Genomic DNA, 23,640 nt, shown 5'->3' on the forward strand with positions numbered 1-23,640 from the left:
TTGTAAAAAATATAGTAATAAAATCAGGAGGGAGTTTAATGAAAAGATTTAAAAATGAAAGATTGACAGATGTTGAAATATCAAAACTTAACGAACTTAGCAGGTTATGTGCAGGGGATATCCTTACTATGACAACCCTTTCTAATTCAGGACACCCTGGTGGGTCTATGTCGTCGTTAGATATATTCCTTACCGTCTTTTCTTACGCAAACATTTCACCAGACAGGGTGGATGACCCTTGTAGAGATAAAATTGTTGTTAGCCACGGGCATACCTCCCCTGGCGTTTATTCTGCTCTCGGAAGGTTGGGTTTTTTTGATATAGATATGGCTGTGGCAACCTTTCGGCTTTCAGGAAGCATCTTTGAAGGTCACGTAGTAAGAAAGGTTCCCGGCGTAGAGTGGGGGACAGGTAATTTAGGGCAGGGATTATCTGCTATTTGTGGGTTTGCTCTGGGAGATAGAGTCCATAATAGAGATACCCATACCTTTGCTTTAATGAGCGATGGAGAACATACCAAAGGGCAGATATCTGAAGCTCGCAGGTTTGCTGTCAAGTATGGGCTAAACAATATTACAGTTATTGTTGACTATAACAATATACAGATAAGCGGGAAAACAGATGTTGTTATGCCTTGCCAGATAGCCGAGAATTACAAATCGGACGGCTGGGAAGTTCTTGAAGCAGACGGACACGATTTCCAGGATTTATATACATCAGTAAAAAAATCTTTAGATATACCTAAACCGGTCTGTATAATTGCCAATACTGTTTTAGGTAAAAACGTATCTTTTATGGAACATAAATACCAGTATCACGGTAAAACTTTGGATGAAGAAACCTATAAACAAGCTATGTCAGAATTGGGGTTAACTCCAACTTTAGATAAATATAAAGAATTAAGAAATAAAAAATGGGAATATCCCGAAATGAAATTTTCATATAACCCTGCATTAGAGGAAGGAACCCCTGTTGTATATAAGGCAGATGAAAAAAACGATAACCGTAGCGCTTACGGTAAAGCCCTTCTTGATGTAGCAAAAGCAAACGTAAATAACACAAATTACCCTATTACTGTTTTTGATTGCGACTTGGCAACGTCTGTAAAGACAGATTTATTTGAAAAAGAGTTCCCCGAAAGGTTCTTTCAGGTAGGTGTACAAGAACACCATACAGCAACAATGGCAGGCGCTATATCTGTTGATAATGTTATAAGTTTCTTCTCTGATTTTGGTGTTTTTGGAGTAGATGAAACATTTAACCAAGCACGTCTTAACGACCAGAACGGAACAAACCTAAAACTTGTATGTACTCATATAGGTCTTGATGTAGGGGAAGATGGTAAGACTCACCAATGTATCAATTATGTTGGGCTTTTAAGAAATCTTTATGGGTTTAAAATAGTTATTCCAGCCGACCCTAACCAGACAGATAGAGTAATAAGAAATATATCAGGTCAACCTGGCAACTGGTTTGTTGGGATGGGGCGTTCTAAGGTGTCAACTGTTACCAAAGGTGATGGAGCAATATACTTTGACGAAAAATATAAGTTTGAGTATGGTAAAGCAGATATTCTTAAAGAAGGGGCGAAAGGATATATAATCACTATGGGGTGCATGGTCCCAAGAGCGTTAGAAGCCGCAAAAATTTTATCAGAAAAGGGGGTAGATATTGGAGTTATAAATATGAGTTGCCCTCTTGTTGTAGATAAAGAAGTGATTGATAAAGCAATTTCAAGCGGGTTAATACTAACAATGGAAGACCATCATATAGACACAGGGCTGGGCGCAACGGTTGCTTCATACCTTCTTGAGAAAAAATATACAGGTACTTTCAAAAAACTTGGTGTTAAAGAATACGGAAGTTCAGGTGCACCAGATTACCTGTTCAAAAAAGAAGGAATGGACCCAAATTCAGTATCAGAATTGATAGTGTCTCTACTTAAATAAGTAATCTACTCACTTTCTCCTCTCCCAAATGGAGAGGAGAAAAGGAATGACAGGAACGATATGAAGGGGGGTCTTATCCTTGATCATTCCGTCTTTCGTTTTTGGTTAAGTTGCTAACTCCCCCCCTCATCCTTGATGCTTCTCTCCCAAGGGTAGAGGACAAAGAGAGTGCATTACGTAAAAAACGAGATTCCGGACTTGATCCGGAATGACAATAAAAAGCGCCTTCCGAAGGTCCGACCTTTGGGGTTTTATAACGCCAGAACCTCAATCTTTTTTTAGTTGGCGGACACCATAAATCAAATTCTGCAGGCGTTTCAATAATGATTGTTTGTCCTTCTTGACGAGCTTTTACGGTTGGCGGGAGGTACCCTTCAAAACGGCGTATCTCCCAAAACTGCATATCGCCTGTAAATTTCACAAGTATTCTCTCTTCTTCTCTTGTTAGTTTTGCTTGTCGTCTATTATAGAGAAGGTCTGCCCACCGTTTTTTACCTAAGTCATAACGTTTCTCAACCGGTTTATCAAGAAAAAATTTTGGTCTTTTACGTCCTGCAAATTCGTATAATTTAAGCATTACAGCCCGAGATAAATATAACTCATCGTCAGAAAACTCTAATTTTTTGTATAGTTCAATATAAATATAAGAAAACCATCGAAATAGCCTGTTTTCATACTCAAGAATTTCTTTAAGGTTTCTTTTTTCTTCTTCGCTTGATATGAATTGAACATCAAAATCTACTCTTTTGACACGTGACCTTGCCCAATCTTTCATTCGTGGCTCGTTTGAGGAGAACATTATCTGCGGTTGTTCTGTTTTTTCTGTCCACCACGTTTCCCAATAAGATTTCATTATATCAGGTACCCAAGGTTTACCAGAAAACTCAACATCATCAAATATAAGTGGAAATAATGTGCCTATAGAAGAGACCCCTTTTATACGATTTTTTGTGAACTCTTCTCTCCGTAACGTTTCTATATCGTGTCCTGTTATCATTTTTAGAGCGAAACGGAAAAAAGTAGTCTTACCGTTCTGTGAAGGTCCGTAGATATAAAGAAAACGTGGTCCTTTTGGGTCTGCTTGCCCGTATGTTTGACGTTTCATTCTCATATATTCGCTTGCAAAAGGAGCAAAAAAAGTATAAAGCAATGCTTCAAACATACTTGTTTTAGCAAACATTGGGTCAAAACTTTTAGCAATATCAACTGTTCCGATATATTTTTCAATATGTTCAAGAGCACTATTTACATCAGATTTATTTTGAGGAGGTTCAGAGATAGAATGGATAGCGCCTTTTAATCCAAGTTTAACACATTTGTTTTCATAATCGGTGCGCATCAGTGGAATTCCATAAGAAGAATGAACCCTATCTATATAAGTAGATGCTGGTAAGGTGGCTGTCTTCTCTGTAAAAGAAGGAGATAACGGTTTAAGAAAATCTTCAGTTTTTTTTCTTGCAGTAGGAGTGTCTGGAAGATGTATAGTTAAAATATTTGCTTCAGTTGGAGCTGGAGAAAGTATAGCGTCTGCAGATAACTCGTTCAATATTTTTGCTACTTCTGCTTCAGGAGGAGGTAAAGCAGTACCTTTTAACCAGAGTTCAAGGATCTCTTTTTTGGGCTCTGAACTTCTTTCTTTAATAAGGTAAGCGAGGTCTTCCATAAATAACGTGCAATTTTTTTTATGGATATTATAGTCTACAAAGATTTTCTTAATAAATTGGTGGTTGGGTGGAAGGTTAGCGTACCAAGCATAGTTGATTTGTATACCTTTGCGCGCAGTTGCTGTGAGGTTTGCACTGGTCTGTATTATTCTAAAATTGTTGGCTCCTTCAAGAATATAAAGTTTAGTGTGGATAGAACGTTTTGGTATTAGTATACGTAAAGCCCCTTTTATTACCAATTCAGAGAGAGATTCAAGGATTTCAGCCGGTTTGTTCTGGAGTTCTTGTCGTAGAAATGGTTCAGTCATATTTTCGCCAACAACAATTTCTATTTCATCATAACCCCTTTTATTGAAAAAGTCGTTTAGTAGATCAGATGATACCACATAAGATACGGCGTACATTTTTTTGAATCCGTCAAACAATAATTCAAAATCTTTTCTTCGTGATATAACCTGTGTTTGTATATCTTCTTCATTAGCAAAAAGAGACCTACCCATAACTGCCTCCTAAAACTTTGTATGTTCTGCTATTTTTAGTTTTTTTCTTAGCCCATTTCTTTTCCGCCTTCGGCGAGATTATCCCGAGTACTCCCGAGAGGGCTTTAAACAGACTTCCTAAAATCAAATGATTTAAAAGCAAAAGACCCCCTCACCTTTTATTCCTCTCCCCCAGAGGAGAGGCAAATTAGTGCAAGCCTAATTTATAAATCTGCTTCCTATACGTCTAAACTTATTTCTTGAACTCGTATTTATCCTTATTATTTTTTTGTCTTTCCTTTCGTTAAAAAAGTATGTGTTTAGGAACGAATTACGAGGTGCTACTACACCTCAAGCAAGAATCGGGCTGTTAACAAAAGGTTCAAGCCTTTTGTTCCCCTACTCGCCAATTTTATGCCCAAACGCCCAATTTTACCATCCTGAACTTGTTTCAGGACCTCTCACCTAACATACGTAACAGAAGTAATAAAAGCGAGATTCCGGATCAAGTCCGGAATGACATATAAGGGGGAGTCTTATCCTTGATCATTCCGTCTTTCGTTTTTGGTTAAGTTGCTAACTCCCCCCCCATTCCTTTCCGCCTTTGGAGGTTTATCCCGACAGAATTTGTGAGGGAATTGCTTCGTATTCACTCGCAAAAACGGAATGGGAGATAAATTAGATATTAAGTTCTCTCTTTACTTCAGAAAACATCTTAATAGCAAAATCAAGGTCTTCTTTTTTATGTGCAGCAGATATTTGTACCCGTATTCTTGCTGTATTATGAGGCACAACAGGGTAGAAGAAACCTATTACATAGATACCCCTTTCAAGAAGTTTTTCTGACATTTTTTGGGCCACTACTGCCTCTCCCAGCATAACAGGTACTATTGGGTGAACGCCTTCTTTTATGTCAAACCCGGCGGTAGATAACCCTTCTCTAAAATATTTAGTGTTCTCCATAAGTTTGTCACGAAGAATAGAGGAAGAAGATATAATATTTATGGATTTAAGGGAAGTTTCTACAATTACAGGTGCCAGAGAGTTAGAAAAGAGGTAAGGTCTTGAACGTTGTCTCAAAATATCTATTACTTCTTTTCTACCGCTGGTATATCCTCCACTTGCTCCACCGAGAGCTTTGCCGAGGGTGCCTGTGATTATATCAATTTTTTTTATAACATCCATATATTCGTGCGAACCTCTCCCCTCTTTACCGAGAACACCTATCCCATGAGAATCGTCTACCATTATCATAGAGTTATATTTATTAGCAAGAAAAGATATATCTTTTAATTTAGCAATACTCCCGTCCATAGAGAATACTCCGTCGGTAGCTATAAGCCGAAATCTTTCATTTTTTGCTTCTTTAAGTTTTTCTTCCAGGTGGTTCATATCAGAGTTGTTAAACCTATACCTTTTGGCTTTGCAAAGCCGTACTCCGTCTATGATACTGGCGTGGTTGAGTTGGTCACTTATAATTGCGTCTTCTTCAGACAGAATAGTTTCAAAAAGTCCTGTGTTTGCGTCAAAACAAGAAGAGTAGAGAATAGTGTCTTCTGTCTTAAGAAATTCTGATAATGTTAACTCAAGTTCTTTATGGATTTCTTGTGTTCCGCATATAAACCTAACAGAAGATAGCCCGTATCCCCATTTATTTAGCCCGTTATGGGCTGCCTCTATTATATCAGGGTGGGAAGAAAGCCCAAGATAATTGTTGGCACACATATTTAAGACTTCTTTGTTTTCCCCGACTTTTATTTTTGCGCCTTGAGGGGTTTTTAAAATACGTTCTGATTTATAGAGTCCGCTTTCTTTTATTGAGTCAAGTTGGTTAGTTAAATATTTTTTTATATTGTTTTCCATTTTGTTATCCGCCGCTTTCTGGCGTTGCGAGGAATGCTTCTTAATGACGTGGCAACCCTCGTAGTTATCATTATTTTTATTGTTACGTCTTTAGTTTTTGGTTAAGTTGTTAACAGCCTCCCTCCGAAAAACTGTCGGGATAAACCCCTCACTCTTTCTTGCCCTACGGGCTTCAGTCAGCGAGGGCAGTTCACCGACTCTCTGCCTTGCCAAACGATGCTCATTATTCTTCGCACCAACACTCTTCTCCTACCTCGGGGGTACTCGGGACAAGACCCAAGGGTAGAGGGCAAAAAAGTGTCATTCCTTTTCCGCCTTCGGCGAGATTGCCACGCTAAGAAACCCCTCCTACGCCAAGGCTTCGGCGGGTAAAGCTCGCAAGATAAACTACAAAAGACGGAATGGGGGGTGTTTTCTTTGCACTACACTTAATTAAAACGAAGGTCTGACCTTCGTAAAAGATACTGAGGTTACAACCTTCATAATATTCACCTACAAGAGGGAATGGGCTTTTACGACCAGTCAAGAATTACTTTACCTGAGTTACCAGAACCCATCACCTCAAACCCTTTAAGATATTCAGTATAATGGAATCTGTGGGTGATTACAGAAGATATATCAAGCCCTGTCTGAAGCATAGCAGTCATCTTGTACCAAGTTTCATACATTTCTCTGCCATATATACCTTTTAAGGTTAACCCGTTAAAAACAACAGTATTCCAGTCAATTTTAGTGTCAGGTTCAAGTATTCCTAAAAGAGCTATCTTGCCTCCGTGGCACATATTGGGTAGCATTTCTTGGAGAGCAGAAGCACTGCCTGACATCTCCAGTCCAACATCAAACCCTTCTTTCATACCAAGGGTTTTCTGTGTATTTTTTATGCTGTCGTTTCTTACATCAAGAGCAATAGATACTCCCATTTTACGTGCAAGTTCAAGCCGATAAGGGTTAATATCTGTAATCACGACATATCTTGCTCCTGCGTGTTTTACAATAGACGCAGCCATAATACCAATAGGACCGGCTCCAGTGATAAGAACATCTTCGCCAAGAACATCAAAAGATAGAGCTGAGTGTGTAGCATTTCCAAAAGGGTCAAATATAGATAAAATTTCAAGAGGGATAGAAGGGTCTGCGTGCCAGACATTGGTGACAGGAATAGAAAGATACTCAGCAAAAGCGCCATCTCTATTTACTCCAATACCCGAAGTATCTTTACATAAATGTCTACGCCCTGCAAGACAGTTACGACATCTACCACAAACTATATGACCTTCTCCGCTAACTATATCACCCGGTTTAAAGTCTTTGACATTACTTCCAACTGCTTCTATCGCTCCAGAAAACTCGTGCCCAGTAATTGTAGGTATTGGTACATTTTTTTGAGACCAAGAGTCCCAATTGTAGATATGTATATCTGTTCCGCATATAGCGGTTTTTTTTATTTTTATAAGGACATCGTTTATACCTACTTGAGGTATAGGAACCTCTTTGAGCCATAATCCTGGTTCTGCTTTTGTTTTGACGAGAGCTTTCATTTTTTTTGTGGTATTGTTGTAAAACTTCTTTCTGTTTTGATATATTAAGTATAGAATAATGACCTTGTAAAATCAAAAAAAGTTTTAAAAAGCAGTAATAAAGGTTATAATAAACTAAGAACTATAAAGGTTTTTTATGGTTATGTTTTAAAAAAGAAATGCGTAAAGACAAAAGACCCCCTCACCTTTTATTCCTATCTCCCAGAGGAGAGGAGGGGTGGGGGAAATACTATGTTTTTGCCTTATACCCTTAGGAGATGTTTGGGGTAGTAAGTCCCCAAGAGTTTGCAAAGAGGTTAATGGGATGAGGTTTATCCGCCGAAGCTTGCATTGTAGCGCAGGTGGAGAGGCTGTTAGCAACTTAAGAAAAAACGGAAGACGTAACAATAATGGCAAAATGTAAATAACCCCCTCTGTGAGAGATTCCAACTCAAGTCCAGAATGATATGTAAACAAAGGAGAAAGAGTGGCAGAATGTGTTAATAAGGAGAAAAACCTAAAGAATTGTAGTTGCACCTACTTATCTTGTAGTAAAAGGGGTGTATGTTGCGAATGTATATCTTCTCATTGGAGGAATAGAGAGTTGCCAGGCTGCCTTTTTCCCTCTGAAGCAGAAAAAACTTATGATAGGTCGTTAGAGTATTTTATAAAAGTTTGGAGCGAAAAACTTAAGGAAGAAAAATGAACAACAAGGTTAACCCGTCAGATAGATTGATTTTTGCACTCGATTTTACTGATAGAAATAAAGCTGAAACTTTTGTTAATGAACTTGATGGTTTAGTCAATTTTTTTAAAGTAGGTATAATTCTTCATACATCAGCAGGTCCTGATTTTGTTCAATGGTTACTTAAAAAAGGTAAAAAAGTTTTTCTTGACTTAAAATTTTTTGATATAAAAGCAACTGTCAGAGACGCTGTAAAACAGGTATCTGATATGGGAGTAGATTTTTTAACAGTCCACGCTAATAGAGAGGTTATGCTTGGAGCAGTTGAAGGGAAAGGTGCAAACCCCTTAAAAATTCTTGCTGTAACCCTCTTAACCAACCTTGGTGCTTTGGACCCATTAGAAACAAGAGTTGGTCTTAAAACAGAGGAATTGGTGCTTCATAGAGCTAAAATGGCTGCTGAAACAGGTTGTGATGGAGTTATTACCTCTGGCAAAGAGATAAGAGCAATAAAAGAAAAAGAAGGTAACAAGTTATTGGTAGTTACACCGGGAGTTAGACCTGCAGGAGCGTTACAAGATGAACATCAGAGAATAACTACACCTTTTGACGCTATTGAAGCTGGGGCAGATTATTTGGTTGTAGGTAGACCTATAAAAAATGCCTCAGAACCAAGGCTGGTTGCTACCAAAATTATCTCAGAGATAGAGGCGGGGTTACATAAAAGAGTTTAACATACGAAAATAGTTCGCATAAAAAGAGATAACAATATAACCAATATATATTGCAACAAGAAGGTAGACAGCAACAGGCATAAGTTTTACAAATTGTTCTACAATAATATCGGTTTCTTCCTTAAGATAATCAGAGACCTTATCTAATGTTTCGTCCATATTACCGCTTAACTCTCCTGTTTTGAGCATATCTTTCACAATAGGAGGAATCCATTCTTTTTCAGCAAAAACCTCTGATAATTTAGCACCTTGTCGTATAATTGGCACACTTTTTTTAATATTCTCTCTTAAGTAAAGGTTTCCTATGGTGTCACCTGCAAGGGCTACGCTTCTTGAAAGTTCTACTCCTGAGACATATAGAGGAATAAAAGATTTAAGAAACCTTATTACCTCAATTGTTTTTATAAATTTACCTAAAGCAGGTATTTCAAGAAATATTTTATCCCTCGTTTTAGCAATAGAGGGAGAGCGGTTTGAATATCTATATAAAAATAGAATACCAAAAAAAACAATATATAAACCTAATAAAGAAGGCACAACTTTTATTAAAAAAGCTCCAATGCCACATAAAAATAGTGATGGGACAGCAGGTATAAGAATTGCTAAATGCAGTAAAATAACAGGATATGTTAGACCTGATATAAGTTTATTTTGCACATTAGAAACAAACTCAAAATATTCTGCCAATTTAGAAAAACTTTCAGGAAGGTTACCACTCACTTCTCCTGCTTCTATTACCCCAACTTCAAAAGGTAAGAAAAAGTCTAACTTCAAAAGAGAGATTGCTTCGGTAAGAGAACTGCCTTCAGAAACCTCTCTTTTTAGATAAAGAATAACGGTCTTTAAGTTATGCGAATATGTGTTGTTAGCAAGATGTTCAAAAGCAACAAGAATGCTAAACCCTGAAGTAAGCAGTGTTGCAAGTTCTCTATAAAACATCTTTTTTTCTGCTGATTGAAAAGTAAAAAACATTTTCATTTACTCAGTTTCTTGGATAACTGTCTCTTCTGTTTTAGGTTTTTCTCTATTTAAGAGAGAATATATTAGAGGAACAAGTATAAGGGTAACAAGAGAAGCCAACAACATACCGCCCATAGCTGTAATACCAAAAGGTTTCCACATTTCTCCTCCAGAACCTTTTCCGATAGCAAGAGGTAGAAGGCCAAACGCTGTAGTTAAAGAAGTAATAAGTACAGGTCTAAGTCGTCTGCTTCCTGCGTTAACTATGGCATCGTGGATATTCATACCTCTTGAACGTAAAAGGTCGGTATAATCAACAAGCACAATGGCGTTGTTGACAACTACCCCTATAAGCATAATCATAGCCATAAAAGACATAATAGAAAATACTGAGCCAGTAAGAAGAGTTGCCCATATAACCCCTATAAAAGAGAAAGGAATTGAAAACGAAATAATAAAAGGGGTTTTGAGTGACTCAAACTGGGCTGCCATAACCATATATACCAGAAGTACACCAAGTAAAAGTAAGATTGTAAGTTCCTGAAAAGATTCTCTCTGTTCTTTTACGTCTCCACCTACCTCCATTGTGACATCACTTGGAATCTGAAGCGTCTTAAGCCCTTTTTCTATATCTGTCTGCACTTCGCTGATTGAACGTTTGTAGGTGTCACAACCAACGGTGATAATCCGTTGCCTATTTTTTCTATCTATCTGGACAGGTCCTAGCCCAAAATCTATTTTAGCCACATCTTTAAGGGTAATGGTAGTTCCTTGTCCTGTAGGGATAGGCATCTGAGAAATTTTTGATATATTATGCCTATCTTTTTCTGATAATTGAACAAAAATATCAAAATTATCGTCTCCATCTTTATATTGGCTTGCTTCATAACCATAAAAATAGGTTCTTAAGGTCTGACCTATCATCCCTGTATTTATTCCAAGATGTTTTGCTTTCTCTTTGTCAATATCTATATGTAATTCTATACGAAGATCTTTGAATGAAACCTGAGTATTTACAGCACCTTTTGTATCAGATACGATTTTCTGTACCTGAGTTGCCGTAGCAAAGAGAGTGTCAAGTTCAAGTCCTGTTAATTCAATTTCAATCTGCTGTTTTTGTTGTAATCCGCCACCCATTCCTCCAGAAACAGCAACAGAAAGTTTTTCTAACCCTGGAAGTTTTTCTATTCGTTCTCTTAAAGAGCGAGCAATATCATTAATATCTTTTTCTCGGGCATCCTTATCAGGATATTTGAGTCGCAACTGCCCTGTATTTGGTCCGTCATCTCCTCCCATTAACGCTCCTAAACCGCTTGAAGATTCGCCTGCAGAGCCATACCAGAATATACGATCAGGGGTAACTTCATCTACTATTTTACCTGATTCTATAAGGATTTTGTGTGATTCTTCAAATCGAGCAGATTCATTGAGAGCGAAATTTACTTCAATTTCACCTGTATCAGAAGCAGGGAAAAACTCGTTAGGAATAAATCTGCTCATATAAACGCTTATCGCGAAGAAAGTAAGTAATGGTATTAATATCAAAGCTCTGTTGGCTAAACAGAATTGCAGAATGTTTTTATACCAATTTTCAAGTCGAGTTAAAATAATTTCGCCAACTGTATAAAATTTAGAATCTTTTGGTTTCTCTTTTCCTTTTTCTTCAGGTTTAAATAGTATAGATGTAAGCATAGGTGTTAGAGTAAGGGCAACAAAAAGAGAAGCAAAAATCGTAATAGCTACAATAGAGCCAAGTTGTTTAAATAGAATTCCAGTAATACCGGAAGAAAATACAAGAGGAAGGAAGACAATGACTGTGGTCAAAGTTGAAGCAGTTACAGCGCCTCCGACCTCCTTTGTTGCTTCTATACTTGCGTTAAACGGGGTTAACCCTTCTTCTATATGTCTGGAGATGTTTTCAATAATAACAACAGCATTATCAACAACCATACCTATTGCTATTGCCAAACTCATCAACGAGATAACATTTATGGTTAGTCCTTTTGCAAAAAGAAATATGAAGGCGGCAATAAGAGAAAACGGTATAGTTAGAGCTATAATTAAACTTGTTTTCCATCTTCTTAAAAAGAGAAAAGCGATTAATATTACTATCCATCCTGCTGTCAAAGTTGTAGATTTTAGGTTGTCAATAGTGTCCACAATAAAATCGGAGGAATCAAACGGGATATCGACGCTAACATCAGGAGGGAGTGTTTTTTTAATTTTTTCTAAGTTTGCTCTTATAGCTTTGGAGACAGCAATAACGTTTTCCCCTGATTGCCTTTGAACTATCAACATTATCGTTTCTTTACCCAAAAAATACGATTTATCTGTCTCTTCTGCAAAAGCATCTTTTACCTCTGCCACATCCCCAAGAAAGATAGGGTTACCTTCAAAAGTGGTTAGGAGTATATCTTGGAGGGCCCTTGTATGTTGAAAACGGCCTTTCATACTAAGAGAATAGTTTCTTCTACCTTCTTTGATTTTACCTAATGGAATATCTATATTTTCTTCTGCAAGCCGTTGAATTACCAAAGCAGGAGGGATGTTGTATGCCTTTATTTTATCCCAATCAAGGATAACGTTTATTTGTCTTTTTAGCCCTCCTATTGCAGAGATATTACCAACTCCTTTGGTTCTCTGTAAAGGGTTAGTTATATTTCTATCTACGATACGTTCAAGGTCAACCCAAGATTCGGAAGCAGAAACAGAGATAGCCAAAACAGGTATTTTTTCTGTTGACATTTTAAAGAGGATAGGTTCTTCACTATCGGGCGCATTCTCTTTGATTTTTCCTTTTGCAAGGTCAAGATTGTTTCTTATATCTGAAGTTGCAGCGTCAAGATTTGCTCCCCAATTAAATGTGCAGGTTACCATTGAGAGATTATCTTTAGATACAGAGTTTAGTTCATCAAGGTTGGGCACGGTAGAGAGGGTGTTTTCCAGTTCTTTGGTTATAGCGTCTTCCACGTCGCTTGCACTTGCGCCTGGATAAGGAACAATTATTGTTATAGCAGGCAACTCTATTTTAGGCAACAATTCTATGGGTAGTTTAAATGTAGCAAGAATGCCAAGAAGAAAGACACCTATGAAGATCATTAATGTTGCGTAAGGTCTTTTTACAGATAATTCAGATATATTCATTGTCAATCCTTTAGTGTAAGAGAAACAATTTAGAGAGTAGAAACAGCAACTTTTTTACCAGTTTCAAGAATACTTTGAGAAGACACAATCACAGTATCACCTTCTTTTAATCCGCTCTTTACTTCTGCCATTCCTTCCCATAAATCGCCTATATCAAGATATACTTTTTCAACAGTATCATCATTGTTAATAATAAAACAATAATAGCTACCACTCCCTTGAAGTCGTAGTAATGCATCGAGAGGAATAGCAAGGGTGTTTCTACTTCCTGTTGATATACTAACTCTTGTAAAAAGTCCAGGTTTTAAAATATAAGACGGGTTATCAACAAGTATTTGGACTTTTGTTGTTCTTGTTACAAAATCAGTAATAGGCATAATTTCATCTATTTTACCGGGGAAACGTCTCTTGTCATACATATCTGTTTCAACAGAGACATTTTGTCCTTTCTTAATTTTTTTTAGGTCTGTCTCTCCAATAGGAACAGTTACTTTCACTTTTGATGTATCAATTATTGCTACGAGAGGCGAAGATTTAGTCATACTGCTTTCTGTGACAAGTTCGCCTTCATCAATAAATTTTTGTGCAACAATACCAGAAATAGGAGCATAAATAGATGTATCTCTAAACCTTCTTTTGGCTATTTCCAGTTGTTTTTCTAATCCTTTCAGTCGTTCCTCTGAAGCTTTATAGAGGGTTTCTACATCTTCAAATCTCTTTGCTGCGATAGCGCCTTCTTTGGTTAGACGTTGGAACCTATCATAGTCTTGCTTAATATTTTCCAGTTGGTACTTTTGGGCTTTTATTTCAATCTCTACCTGTTCTACATTTAGTTGTCTCTGCTGGTTTTCAATAACAGCTATAAGAGTACCTTTTTTAACATAATCTCCTTCTTTAACTGTAAGTTTTTCCAAGACACCTGTTGCTTCTGGGTAAATGACTACTGTTTTGAAAGGTTCTATATTACCTACTGCAATAATATTTTCTGCCATTGTAATATTTGTTGCCTTTTCAGCCATTACCTGAATAATCTCTTCTTGAGTTGTTGTTTCAAGAGTTGCTCCTGCTTCTTGTCTATTCTTAACTGTTACTTTAAATAATATAAGTATAACAACTACCACTGAAACAGAAATAATGTATTTTCCTTTTTTCATTTGAGCTCCCTAACTTTGTTTTGTTCTGCTAAGTTTGGCTATATTTTAAGTAGTATTTCTCTATCTATTGCAATGCTTTTATCATTAAACTCACAACGACGGAATGTAGGAATTTATGGCATCCCAACTGTTTTTTCAAGGATACCGTATGCTGTCTGATAATCATATAAAGCTTGGTAATAATTGTTTTGAGCAGAAGCCAATTCTGTTTGAGCGTCAAGCACATCCGTTGTTGTTGCCATACCCTCTTTATATAAGAGGTTGGTTATTCTTAGATTCTCTTTTGACGTGTCTTGGGCTATCTTTACAGTCTCTATCTCTTTTATTATGGATGACAGGTTTGTATAAGCGTTTTTAACTTCAAGCATTATAGCTTTTATTTGGAGTTCTTGCTGTTTTCTATTTTCCTCTTTTTTGCTTTCAGCTTTCCGAATTTTATACTTTGTTTCTCCTTTATTCCATATATTAAATTCAGCCGCGATACCTAAGTTCCATGAATCTTGCCATTTATCTATAGCACCTGCTGAACCCCTATCAAAATTGTAGTTAGAAAAAAAAGCAATATTTGGTTTGAGTTCGCTCTTTGCAATATTTATATCTTGTTGGTACATCTCTGAAAGAGATTCCATCTTTTTTATTTCAGGCCTCTGTTGAAACGCCAATTGTAACCAGTGCTCAAGAGATATTAGTTCTTTCTGGAGTTCCAACACATCTTTAACTTTAAAACCCTCAGGTAATGGGCTATTAAGCAAGAACTCAAAATTTGATTTTAGTAATATAACAGCATTCTGTGCCTGCAAAATTTGCTGTTCGGTATTTGTAAGAAAAATTTCTGTTTTCAATATATCTATTTTTGTAACAAGTCCTTCATTAAAAAATGCTTCAGCTATTCTTCTATGTTCAGAGGCAGATGTTTTTAGAGATACTGCTGTTTGAAGCATCTTTTCAGCTTTTAAAATGTTAAAATAACCTTTTTTTATTTCAAGTATAAGGTCTTGGCAAGTGATATCTTTGTCAAACCCTATTCTTTGGATATTTTCAATAGATTTTTTATAGTAAGATTGAATTTTATTACCTGTATAAATTGGTTGTGTAAGCGTAAAACCAAGATTATAAAGGTTGGCATCAGTTAGTTTAAAAGATATTGGAGGAATTCCAAAATCTGGAAGACCAAAAGTCATCTTTCCTGCTTCATCTAAACGAGTGTATGTAAAACTTGAAGAAATTTTTGGGAAAAAATAGGTGTGTGCTTCTTCTTTTTCCATTTTAGCTTGAATGAGTTTCTCATCTTCTACCTGTATCACAAGATTATTCTTAAGACCAATCTCAATGCTTTCTTCAAGAGATAAGGTATCTCCTGAGTGGCTTAATCCACACATTGTAAAGCAAAACATAAGTGTTAAAAATGTTTTTTTCATAAAAAAACTCCTTTGTTTCCTACCATTTATGTCAAATTCTGTTTTTTACGCTTTCGTCTTTCACTCTACCTTTTCAATAAACCGTAAAATAATGTATCAAGCATATTGCTAAGAGCTTCATTTAGCTTAACTTGGTTTTTTTCTTGTAGCCAAAAATATTCCAGACCTTTTAAGATGTTTAAAAGGTTATATGCTGTCAACTCAATAGAATCAACTCTAAATTCTCCCTGTTTGACTCCTATCTCTAAGATACCTTTAATTGTCTCAAACTCTTCACGGTCAAGTTTAGCTCTGGCTTTTTCTGCGAGGGTATGATTTTCTATATACTCCTCAGCAAGAAAATGATAAAAATTAGATAAAGATTGAATTACAGACATCCTCAACTTTATATAAGCGACCAACTTCTTGTTTGCAGAAGACTCTTTTTTTATAACTTCAATTAATTCGTTCTTCCATTTTTCTATTTCAGAACTTCCAACTGCAAGAAAAATTTCTTCCTTACTTTTGAAATAATAGTATATAGAACTTTTTGCTTTCTCTAATGCTTTTGCAATATCGTCCATTGTAGTTTTTTTAAAACTATATCTGGCAAAAAGGTCTTTTGCAACCTCTATAATTTTCTCTTTAGATTCTAAATGCGTTGAAGGTGTTTTATCTGTTTTCATAAGTTCGTCTAATCGACTAAAATAGTTTAATGGTCTAATTATACCTTTTGAATAATAGTATGTCAATAAAGATACTGATAAATTTTAAAAATAAAGAAGCCAAGGTATGATGTTATAAGAAAAAGGGTATGTTAAACCGCTATTCTATTGCTTTACGAAGGTTTTGGGCTTCGTATAAAAATTCTTCAATATCCATCTCTTTTATAAAATTTATTCCTCTGCTTGCTCTAATACGGGCAAACTTACTTGTTTCAAAAAAATCTCTTCCTAAAATCTTTTTTACGGCTAACCCCTGTTCTATAAAAATTTTTTGAGATAACTCAGCAAAAGAACCATCGTATTCATAACTGGGGAAGGAAGCGTTTTTTTGAGAAGTAAAACATATATCAAAGGCACTCTTCATAATTGCCAAGGAGTTCATTGATACTGGTACGTATATATTTGATTCCGAAGGATGGAATCTATGCCAAACATTTCTATAACCCCAAATTTTCAATCGTTTTTTTGTTTTAGTTACATACTTTTGTAACCCGTCTGATATTATTTGTAACACTTTGTAATGGGTATCAGGTCCTGTACCTTCAGGGTCAAAAGCAACTGTAACAATATCTGGTTGTAATTTTTCTAATAGAGAAAAGAAAGGTTTTATATCTCTCTGCCATTGAAGTGTAGGGGTAAAGATATCTCCAGTATAAAAACCGAGCCGTAAATGGTATATATTATCACAGTTGAACCCAAGATGTGCCCATAACAACTCCTCTTCCCATTCTCTTATCGTCCCTTTTAGTTTTTGAACCTCCGAGGTGTCTTTTCTGCCTGGATAAGAGTCTATAAAATACTTTTTAAGGGTTTCGGTCTTTTTTAGAATACTTGTTTTGTTATATATTTCACAAACCTCAACTATATTTCTATACATTCTACGTGCAGACCCTTCTTGTTTCATCTCTTCGTTGCTTGCAGCAACACCGTCAAGGTATTGGTATACATCTCTATTTTTAGCAACAATATTATTAGGGCTGAAATAGTCTTCTTCTGATAAAATTTTGTTTAACCTACCAGTTTTAATGAAATCTTCAAGATTGAGTAGCATTGACAGAGTATAAGTATTGCTTATTGAGGTGAACCCGCTTGTAAGGGTCACAAACCGATGAGCGTTTGTAGGTTGCCTAACTAAATGTAGTATATATGGAAGATATCCAAGCATAATATCATCGTGGTGGGGAGCAGTATGTAAAAATGTTGCGTTTTTAACTTCTTGAACACCTCTTTCTATCCTTTCGCCATAGTTGTCAACTATAGATTTTGTAAAATCTGAAAAGTTAAAATCTGTCTCTTTTTTAAGAAGTATAGAACCGTAAGTGTCTTGTTGTACATCTTTTATAGAGATGTCCTGAATACCTGTATTTAGTTTGGCAGTGATATCTGTAATAATTCTTTCTTTTTCAGAGGAAGGTATATTATTATATTGTTGTAATCTTTCAATCCTTCTACCTGTTAACATTGAGGCAGCCCCAGATGTTATATAAAACCTTGCTCCTTCTATCTGTTGCAACGAGGATGCAGGGTGTAAAATAGACGGTTTTTCTTCTATACTATTTTTTATAACTGAAGATTTACTTTCTCCTGCTGCCATAATGATAGAGGTAACAGTAGGATTTTTTGTGATTGTAGATAACCCTATTGTAACAACAGCTTTGTTTCTTGATAACTCTATTCCCCCCATATCTACGGCAGAGGCTGCTGCTGTTTCATAGTTTATATTTAACACTCTTGTGGTGGAGTTATGGTCAGAACCTTTTATATTAAATGCGATATGACCGTCTGGACCTATGCCTCCAAGAAAAAAACCTATACCTCCGAGAGCTTCGATTTTTTTTTCATATTCCATTGCAAAACGATCTATACAGAAAATTGCTGCTTGCTGTTGAGTTTCTAATTGGTTTTTAGGGCTTCTATGCCTTAAGGATAGGTCGGCTTTTCCGTCTGGGAATATATCACCAAGATTTTTTCCTTTTGGAACACCTTGTGTCCAAGTGTCCATTAGGAGACATTTTTTGGGGTCAAACCCGAAAAGTTTAATATAAAAATTTTTTATGTAATGGTTAAAACTATTCTCTTTTTGAGGGTCCATTGGATAAAATTCATCTATTTGGACAAGCCAGAAAGATTTTATATCAGGTTTTTTTGAAGTATCAATGTGCCATTCTTCTAATTCTTTTGCAACTTCTCTTTTTTGCCATCCCGACAGAAAATATTTGGTCCACTTGATAAAATGTTCAGGCGTTTTGCCTGTTGGTAGAGAAATAATCCCTCCTTGGTTTATCTGTAGCCATTCAATAAATCTTAATGCTGTAATTTTACCTAAGGTGGGAATATTAGGTATTTCAAGGGTTTTGATTCTTTCGTAAGGTGGATAGACGAGTTGTTTACCAAATTTGGTAATAGCAATATTTTCAATTTTAGATAAGTTGTTATATTGTTTCATAATTTGTTATTATAACATACCAATCTATTTTTTTAAAAATTGAAGTGTTATTAACAAATTGTATGTTACAATTATGAGAGATACGCATACAAATATAAAAGAGGAGACTCCCCCTTATATGTCATTCCAGACTTGATCCGGAATCTTGTTTTTGCTACTACTCCATAGTGGGTTAGGTTGGAAATCCTGAAACCCTGCCAGGGTAAACAAGTTTAGGATGACAGAACGGGGCGTTCAGGATAGCAAGACGGGGCGGGTTTTGTCCCGAGTATCCCCGAGGGATAGAAGGCAAAAGAGTGATATTTCCACCCAACTCTCCTCTCCCATTGGGGGAGAGGAATAAAAGGTGAAGGGGTCTTTTACATTTTATTTTTATCGTTACGTTTTGCGTTTTTGTTAGGTTGCTAACAGCCCCTCCACCTGCGCTGCAATGCAAGCTTCGGCGGATAAACCTCATCCCATTAACCTCTTTGCAAACTCTTGGGGACTTACTACCCCAAACATCCCCTAAGGGTAGAAGGCACAAAACAGTAGATAAATGAGGAGGTTGGAAAAGAAAAGGAGGAAATATGAAAGAATATATTTTAGGAAATTATATGTTAGGCATTAGGCAAGATATTGGTCCTCGTATTTTGAAATTTACCCGAAAAGATTATCCTGAAAAAAATGTTATGGGAATATTGCCAGATTTTGGTATTAAAACAGAAGAAGGGTTGTGGCATATTCAAGGTGGGCATAGACTCTGGTCTGCTCCAGAAGCAACCCCTCGTTCATATTCTCTTGACGATAAGCCAGTCAAGGTTGAAGCACTACAGGAAGCAATAAAGATTTATGGTAATCCAGAAATACAGAATTCTGTACAAAAAGAGATTCTAATAAAAAAATCAGGTGAAGATTCTATTGAAATAACCCATAAAATAAAAAATATTGGTAGATGGAAGATAGAGTTTGCTTGCTGGGCTTTAACCGTTATGAAAACAGGGGGTTTTGCGATACTTCCAATAAAAAGAGGTATGGAAGGTCTGTTGCCAGATAGAAATATTGTTTTGTGGCCATACACAATACTTTCTGATAAGAGGATTATAATAAATAAGGATATTATTTTTCTTAAACAAGACGAAAATATTTCTGCCCCGTGCAAGATTGGTGTTTCAGCTAACCCTGCTTGGACAGGATACTGGGTTGATGGGATGCTTTTTGTTAAAAAGTTTTTCAAACAGAAAGGTGTTTATCCTGATAATGGGTGCAGTGTGGAAGTCTACACTAACGCAGATATGCTTGAATTGGAAACATTAAGTGTTTTACAACAACTTGAACCAGGCGAAACAGCAGAACATAAAGAGGTATGGAGCATCAATATGGTTCCCGACCTTTCTGCGGAACAGAAAGATTTTGAAAAGAAGGCGCCGGGCCTTCTTACTTAATCACATTTTAATTGCTGACGTTGTTCCCTTGAACGCCCATTTTGTTACTCTTAGCTATTTTCTGTTAGCGTAAACTCGCTCCAATTTAAGTCATAACGAGTGCTTCGCCCTTTAGCGGGCAATTTAACTAAAATTTTATTGTTTAGCATATCCGAAATTTCTCTAAATGCTGTCGCTCGGCTAACCTTAACCATAGCAACATATTTACGGGTTGTTAATCCACCAATAAAATTGTTAGGACCTGCTTCCAGCAAGCGATTTATCACTTTTTTTTGTCGTTCATTAAGAGTTGTTTGAGAAAATTTAGTCCAGAAATCAACCTTTGCAAATACATTGTTAATAGTACTCTGTGAATCTTTTATTGAAGCAGTAATACATTCAATAAACCATAAATACCATTGAGTAGTATCTAACCGACATTTTTGCACGCTCTCAAGAATTTCATAATATTCTTCCTTCCTTCTCATAATCTCGGAAGATATGCTATAAAATCTCACTTTTAATTTTTCATCTTGTGCCAATGCCATATCTGTTAATGCTCTTGCTAAACGTCCGTTTCCATCTTCATAAGGATGTATTGTCAAAAATCGCAGATGGGCTGTGGCTGCCCGTAATATACCGTCCATATCTTTTAGAGAAGAGTGCCACCACTCCAAAAAAAGTTCCATCTCTCTTGCAAGACGTTTTTCCGGTAACGCCTCAAAATGTATCTGCTCCTTAGAGATGGGACCTGATACCACCTGCATAGGTTCAAGCCCTCTCATTTCCCCTGTCCGTATTTTTCTTAAACCCGAATAGCCGGTAGGAAAGAGAGAAGCGTGCCAACCATTTAACCGTTCAATAGTCAATTTTCTATCGTGAAAATAGACAGCGTCCAACAGTATATCAACCAACCCGTCAACTCTTTTGTCCTGTGTCCCTATTCCACGTGGTAAACCTAATCTTACAGATATAGATGAACGGACAGCATCTCTATTAAACTTTTCCCCTTCTATCTCTGATGTTCTCAGGATCTCTTCAACAAGAATTGTGCTCTGAGCTTCGGTTTCAAGTTTTATATCAAGGGAAGCAATCCTTCCTAACAATTTCCCCTGTAAAACCCTTAGTTGACTTAAAGGTTTGATTAAAACGTTGTTATCATACTTAAAATCGAACCAATCTGCTTTTTCCCATATATATTTCATCTTTACACCTTTTGAAGCGATTAGAGGAGGTAATCGCTTTGTTTTATGAAGCGATTATACCATATAAATGCCTTAAATGTAAATAGTTAGTCTTTTATAATACAAGATGAGCCCGAAAATTTAAAGTGAGATTTACGCCTTCCCCTGTTGGTTTACTGTGAACTTTCTCCGAAGGTTCGACCTTCGTTTTTGGAGCGGGGGTGGCTCTTATTGTAAAAATCTTTAAGTCTTTCTACTGTTATGTGTGTATATATCTGGGTTGTTGTAATCTGTTCGTGTCCAAGAAGTTCCTGAACTGTTCTTAAATCTGCTCCTCTATCCAGAAGGTGTGACGCAAAAGTGTGTCTAAATGTGTGAGGGCTTATTTTACCACTAACGCCTGCCATAACTGCATATTTATTTACTATCCTTTCAACTCCTCTGTCGGAGAGAGGTTTTCGATATTTATTTAAAAAAAGCGTTTCTTCTGCTACTTTTGGACGCTTTTCCATATATGTTAAAACGGCTTCCATTGCAGGAGTTCCAATAGGTACGATTCTCTCCTTTTTACCTTTACCTTTTACCTTTACCAATTCTTCTATGATGTTAATATCTCTTATCTGTAAAGATGTAAGTTCACCAACTCTTATACCTGTTGAGTATAAGACTTCAAGGATGGCTTTATCTCTAAAAATCTGCCATGTTCGACCATAAGGCGCCTCTAATATTTTAATTACTTCGTCAAAAGAGAGGAATTGTGGCAGTTTCTCTTTTGTTCTGGGAGTATAGAGGATTAAAGCAGGATTTGAATTTATCAGTTTTCTGTTGAATAGATATTTGAAAAAAATTTTAAGGCTTGCAACTTTTCTTGCCATAGTGGTATCTGCAAGATTTTTTTCTTTCAAAGAAGAGAGAAACCCCATAAAAACTTGATAATCAACCTCTTTCAAAGAAGATATATGTTGCTTAGTGAGATACCTAATAAACTCATAAAGGTCTCTCTGGTACGCTTCTGTGGTATTTATAGAATAATTTTTTTGGTGTGTAAGATAATCTATAAATTTTTTTAAGGTATCTTTCATTGGGCGGTCAATCTATCATACCTTTGGTTGAGGGTAAAGATTCCCCTTCTTTTTTTATTGCTTGCTTTAAAGCAAGACCGAGGGATTTAAAGATTGCCTCGTTTATATGATGAAGGTTTTCTCCATATAAAAGGTTTATGTGAAGAGTAATACTGCTATGTATAATAAACCCGCGTAAAAATTCGTTGGTATCTTCTGTCTCAAAACTTCCTTCTCTACCTTTTATGAATGGAACATTAAATACAAGAAGCGGTCTACCTGAAATATCAAGGGAGGTGTTTACAAGTGTTTCATCCATAGGCATTGAAGCAAAGCCAAATCTTGTAATACCTATCTTATCTCCAAGGGCTTGTTTTAACGCTTGCCCAAGACATATTCCTGTATCTTCAACAAGATGGTGGGTATCAACATGGGTATCTCCTGTTGCTTTTATGTTAAGGTCTATACCTGAAAATTTTGAGAATAATTCTAACATATGGTCAAGGAATCCAACGCTTGTAGAGATACTGCTGTTTCCGTTACCGTCAAGTGCCATAGATACCTGAATCTGGGTTTCTTTACTATTTCTTTCTATTTGTGATTTTCTTTTCATAGATATATTGTAGCATATTATGATATAATATCAAAAAAGTATGTGGTGTCTACTCACTCTGGAACTACGGTGCATACACCTTCTACACAACAATCGGGCACTCTGAGAACTTACCCTTCTGCATATAAAGCATCTCCGAAGGGCTTAACAGGCTCAGAGTAGAAGAACAAAAGGCTTGAACCTTTTGTTAACAGCCCGATTCTTGCTTGAGTTGTAGTAGCACCTCGTAATTCGTTCCTAAACACATACTTTTTTAACGAAGAAAAGACAAAAAAATAATAAGGATAAATACGAGGGCTGCCACGTCATTAGAAGGCATTCCTCGCAATGCCACAAAACGGCAGTTAAATGCATAAAAGAAAAGCGTATGTGGTGTCTACTCACTCTGGTACTACGGCGCATACACCTTCTCGCTTTTGCCTTCTACCCTTGGGGGAGAAGGATCAAGGATGAGGGGGGCTTTGCGCTTTTCCCCCATTCCGTCTTTTGTAGTTAGTCTTGCGAGCTTTACCCGCCGAAGCCTTGGCGTAGGAGGGGTCTCTTAGCGTGGCAATCTCGCCGTAGGCGGAAAAGGAATGGGAATAAACAATAGTGGGGATAAAAGCGAGGATTGCCGCAGTCACACAAAGCGTTCCTTCGCAACGACAAAAAGCGTCGGTTAG

Annotated in this window: 17 protein-coding genes; 4 read left to right on the forward strand and 13 right to left on the reverse strand. The window is 36.6% G+C overall.

The window, feature by feature from the left end; translation table 11 throughout:
• Positions 1-38 precede the first annotated feature (38 nt).
• Complete coding sequence (locus M0P98_00630) at positions 39-1,949, forward strand: transketolase (protein MCK9265387.1); 1,911 nt, start codon at positions 39-41, stop codon at positions 1,947-1,949.
• A 73-nt stretch (positions 1,950-2,022) separates the two neighbouring features.
• Here M0P98_00630 and M0P98_00635 read toward each other — a convergent pair whose 3' ends face one another.
• The 3 genes from M0P98_00635 to tdh form a co-directional block, all read right to left on the reverse strand.
• Positions 2,023-4,113: a phospholipase D family protein gene (locus M0P98_00635; GenBank protein ID MCK9265388.1), complete on the reverse strand. Its 2,091-nt coding sequence runs from the start codon at positions 4,111-4,113 to the stop codon at positions 2,023-2,025.
• A 657-nt stretch (positions 4,114-4,770) separates the two neighbouring features.
• The gene (gene kbl / locus M0P98_00640) at positions 4,771-5,955 is read right to left on the reverse strand and encodes a glycine C-acetyltransferase (GenBank protein MCK9265389.1); all 1,185 of its coding nucleotides are present in this window, start codon (positions 5,953-5,955) and stop codon (positions 4,771-4,773) included.
• Between the two features lie 512 nt (positions 5,956-6,467).
• Positions 6,468-7,493: an L-threonine 3-dehydrogenase gene (gene tdh, locus M0P98_00645; protein ID MCK9265390.1), complete on the reverse strand. Its 1,026-nt coding sequence runs from the start codon at positions 7,491-7,493 to the stop codon at positions 6,468-6,470.
• Positions 7,494-7,959: 466 nt separating this feature from the next.
• Here tdh and M0P98_00650 point away from each other — a divergent pair, with 466 nt between their 5' ends.
• Both M0P98_00650 and pyrF read left to right on the forward strand, forming a co-directional pair.
• On the forward strand, positions 7,960-8,178 hold the full coding sequence (locus M0P98_00650; GenBank protein MCK9265391.1) for a DUF6485 family protein: 219 nt from the start codon (positions 7,960-7,962) through the stop codon (positions 8,176-8,178).
• Positions 8,175-8,891 (forward strand): orotidine-5'-phosphate decarboxylase, encoded by a 717-nt coding sequence (gene pyrF / locus M0P98_00655; protein MCK9265392.1) that lies wholly within the window; start codon positions 8,175-8,177, stop codon positions 8,889-8,891. The genes M0P98_00650 and pyrF overlap by 4 nt, the downstream gene beginning before the upstream one ends.
• Here pyrF and M0P98_00660 read toward each other — a convergent pair.
• The 6 genes from M0P98_00660 to M0P98_00685 form a co-directional block, all read right to left on the reverse strand.
• The gene (locus M0P98_00660; protein MCK9265393.1) at positions 8,874-9,869 is read right to left on the reverse strand and encodes a type II secretion system F family protein; all 996 of its coding nucleotides are present in this window, start codon (positions 9,867-9,869) and stop codon (positions 8,874-8,876) included. The genes pyrF and M0P98_00660 overlap by 18 nt on opposite strands.
• On the reverse strand, positions 9,870-12,995 hold the full coding sequence (locus tag M0P98_00665) for an efflux RND transporter permease subunit (GenBank protein ID MCK9265394.1): 3,126 nt from the start codon (positions 12,993-12,995) through the stop codon (positions 9,870-9,872).
• Between the two features lie 29 nt (positions 12,996-13,024).
• Positions 13,025-14,149, reverse strand: a complete 1,125-nt coding sequence (locus tag M0P98_00670; protein ID MCK9265395.1) for an efflux RND transporter periplasmic adaptor subunit — start codon at positions 14,147-14,149, stop codon at positions 13,025-13,027.
• Between the two features lie 113 nt (positions 14,150-14,262).
• Complete coding sequence (locus M0P98_00675) at positions 14,263-15,567, reverse strand: TolC family protein (protein MCK9265396.1); 1,305 nt, start codon at positions 15,565-15,567, stop codon at positions 14,263-14,265.
• A 65-nt stretch (positions 15,568-15,632) separates the two neighbouring features.
• Positions 15,633-16,232 carry a TetR/AcrR family transcriptional regulator gene (locus M0P98_00680; GenBank protein MCK9265397.1) on the reverse strand — a complete coding sequence of 200 codons (600 nt, stop codon included), beginning with the start codon at positions 16,230-16,232 and terminating at the stop codon, positions 15,633-15,635.
• Positions 16,233-16,371: 139 nt separating this feature from the next.
• Positions 16,372-18,717: a glucosamine-6-phosphate deaminase gene (locus tag M0P98_00685; protein MCK9265398.1), complete on the reverse strand. Its 2,346-nt coding sequence runs from the start codon at positions 18,715-18,717 to the stop codon at positions 16,372-16,374.
• Between the two features lie 569 nt (positions 18,718-19,286).
• On the opposite strand from M0P98_00685, the gene M0P98_00690 reads away from it, so the two are divergent.
• Positions 19,287-20,141 (forward strand): hypothetical protein, encoded by an 855-nt coding sequence (locus M0P98_00690; GenBank protein ID MCK9265399.1) that lies wholly within the window; start codon positions 19,287-19,289, stop codon positions 20,139-20,141.
• Between the two features lie 50 nt (positions 20,142-20,191).
• On the opposite strand, the gene M0P98_00695 is transcribed toward M0P98_00690, so the two are convergent.
• The 4 genes from M0P98_00695 to M0P98_00710 all read right to left on the reverse strand — a co-directional run.
• The gene (locus tag M0P98_00695; GenBank protein MCK9265400.1) at positions 20,192-21,325 is read right to left on the reverse strand and encodes a Fic family protein; all 1,134 of its coding nucleotides are present in this window, start codon (positions 21,323-21,325) and stop codon (positions 20,192-20,194) included.
• Positions 21,326-21,477: 152 nt separating this feature from the next.
• Positions 21,478-22,386 carry a tyrosine recombinase XerC gene (locus tag M0P98_00700; GenBank protein ID MCK9265401.1) on the reverse strand — a complete coding sequence of 303 codons (909 nt, stop codon included), beginning with the start codon at positions 22,384-22,386 and terminating at the stop codon, positions 21,478-21,480.
• A 7-nt stretch (positions 22,387-22,393) separates the two neighbouring features.
• Positions 22,394-22,978 (reverse strand): imidazoleglycerol-phosphate dehydratase HisB, encoded by a 585-nt coding sequence (gene hisB / locus M0P98_00705; protein ID MCK9265402.1) that lies wholly within the window; start codon positions 22,976-22,978, stop codon positions 22,394-22,396.
• A gap of 443 nt (positions 22,979-23,421) precedes the next feature.
• Positions 23,422-23,640: hypothetical protein (locus tag M0P98_00710; protein MCK9265403.1), on the reverse strand; the 219-nt coding region annotated here is incomplete at its 5' end.

The organism is bacterium (genome assembly GCA_023230585.1).
Taxonomy (GTDB): domain Bacteria; phylum Ratteibacteria; class UBA8468; order B48-G9; family JAFGKM01; genus JALNXB01.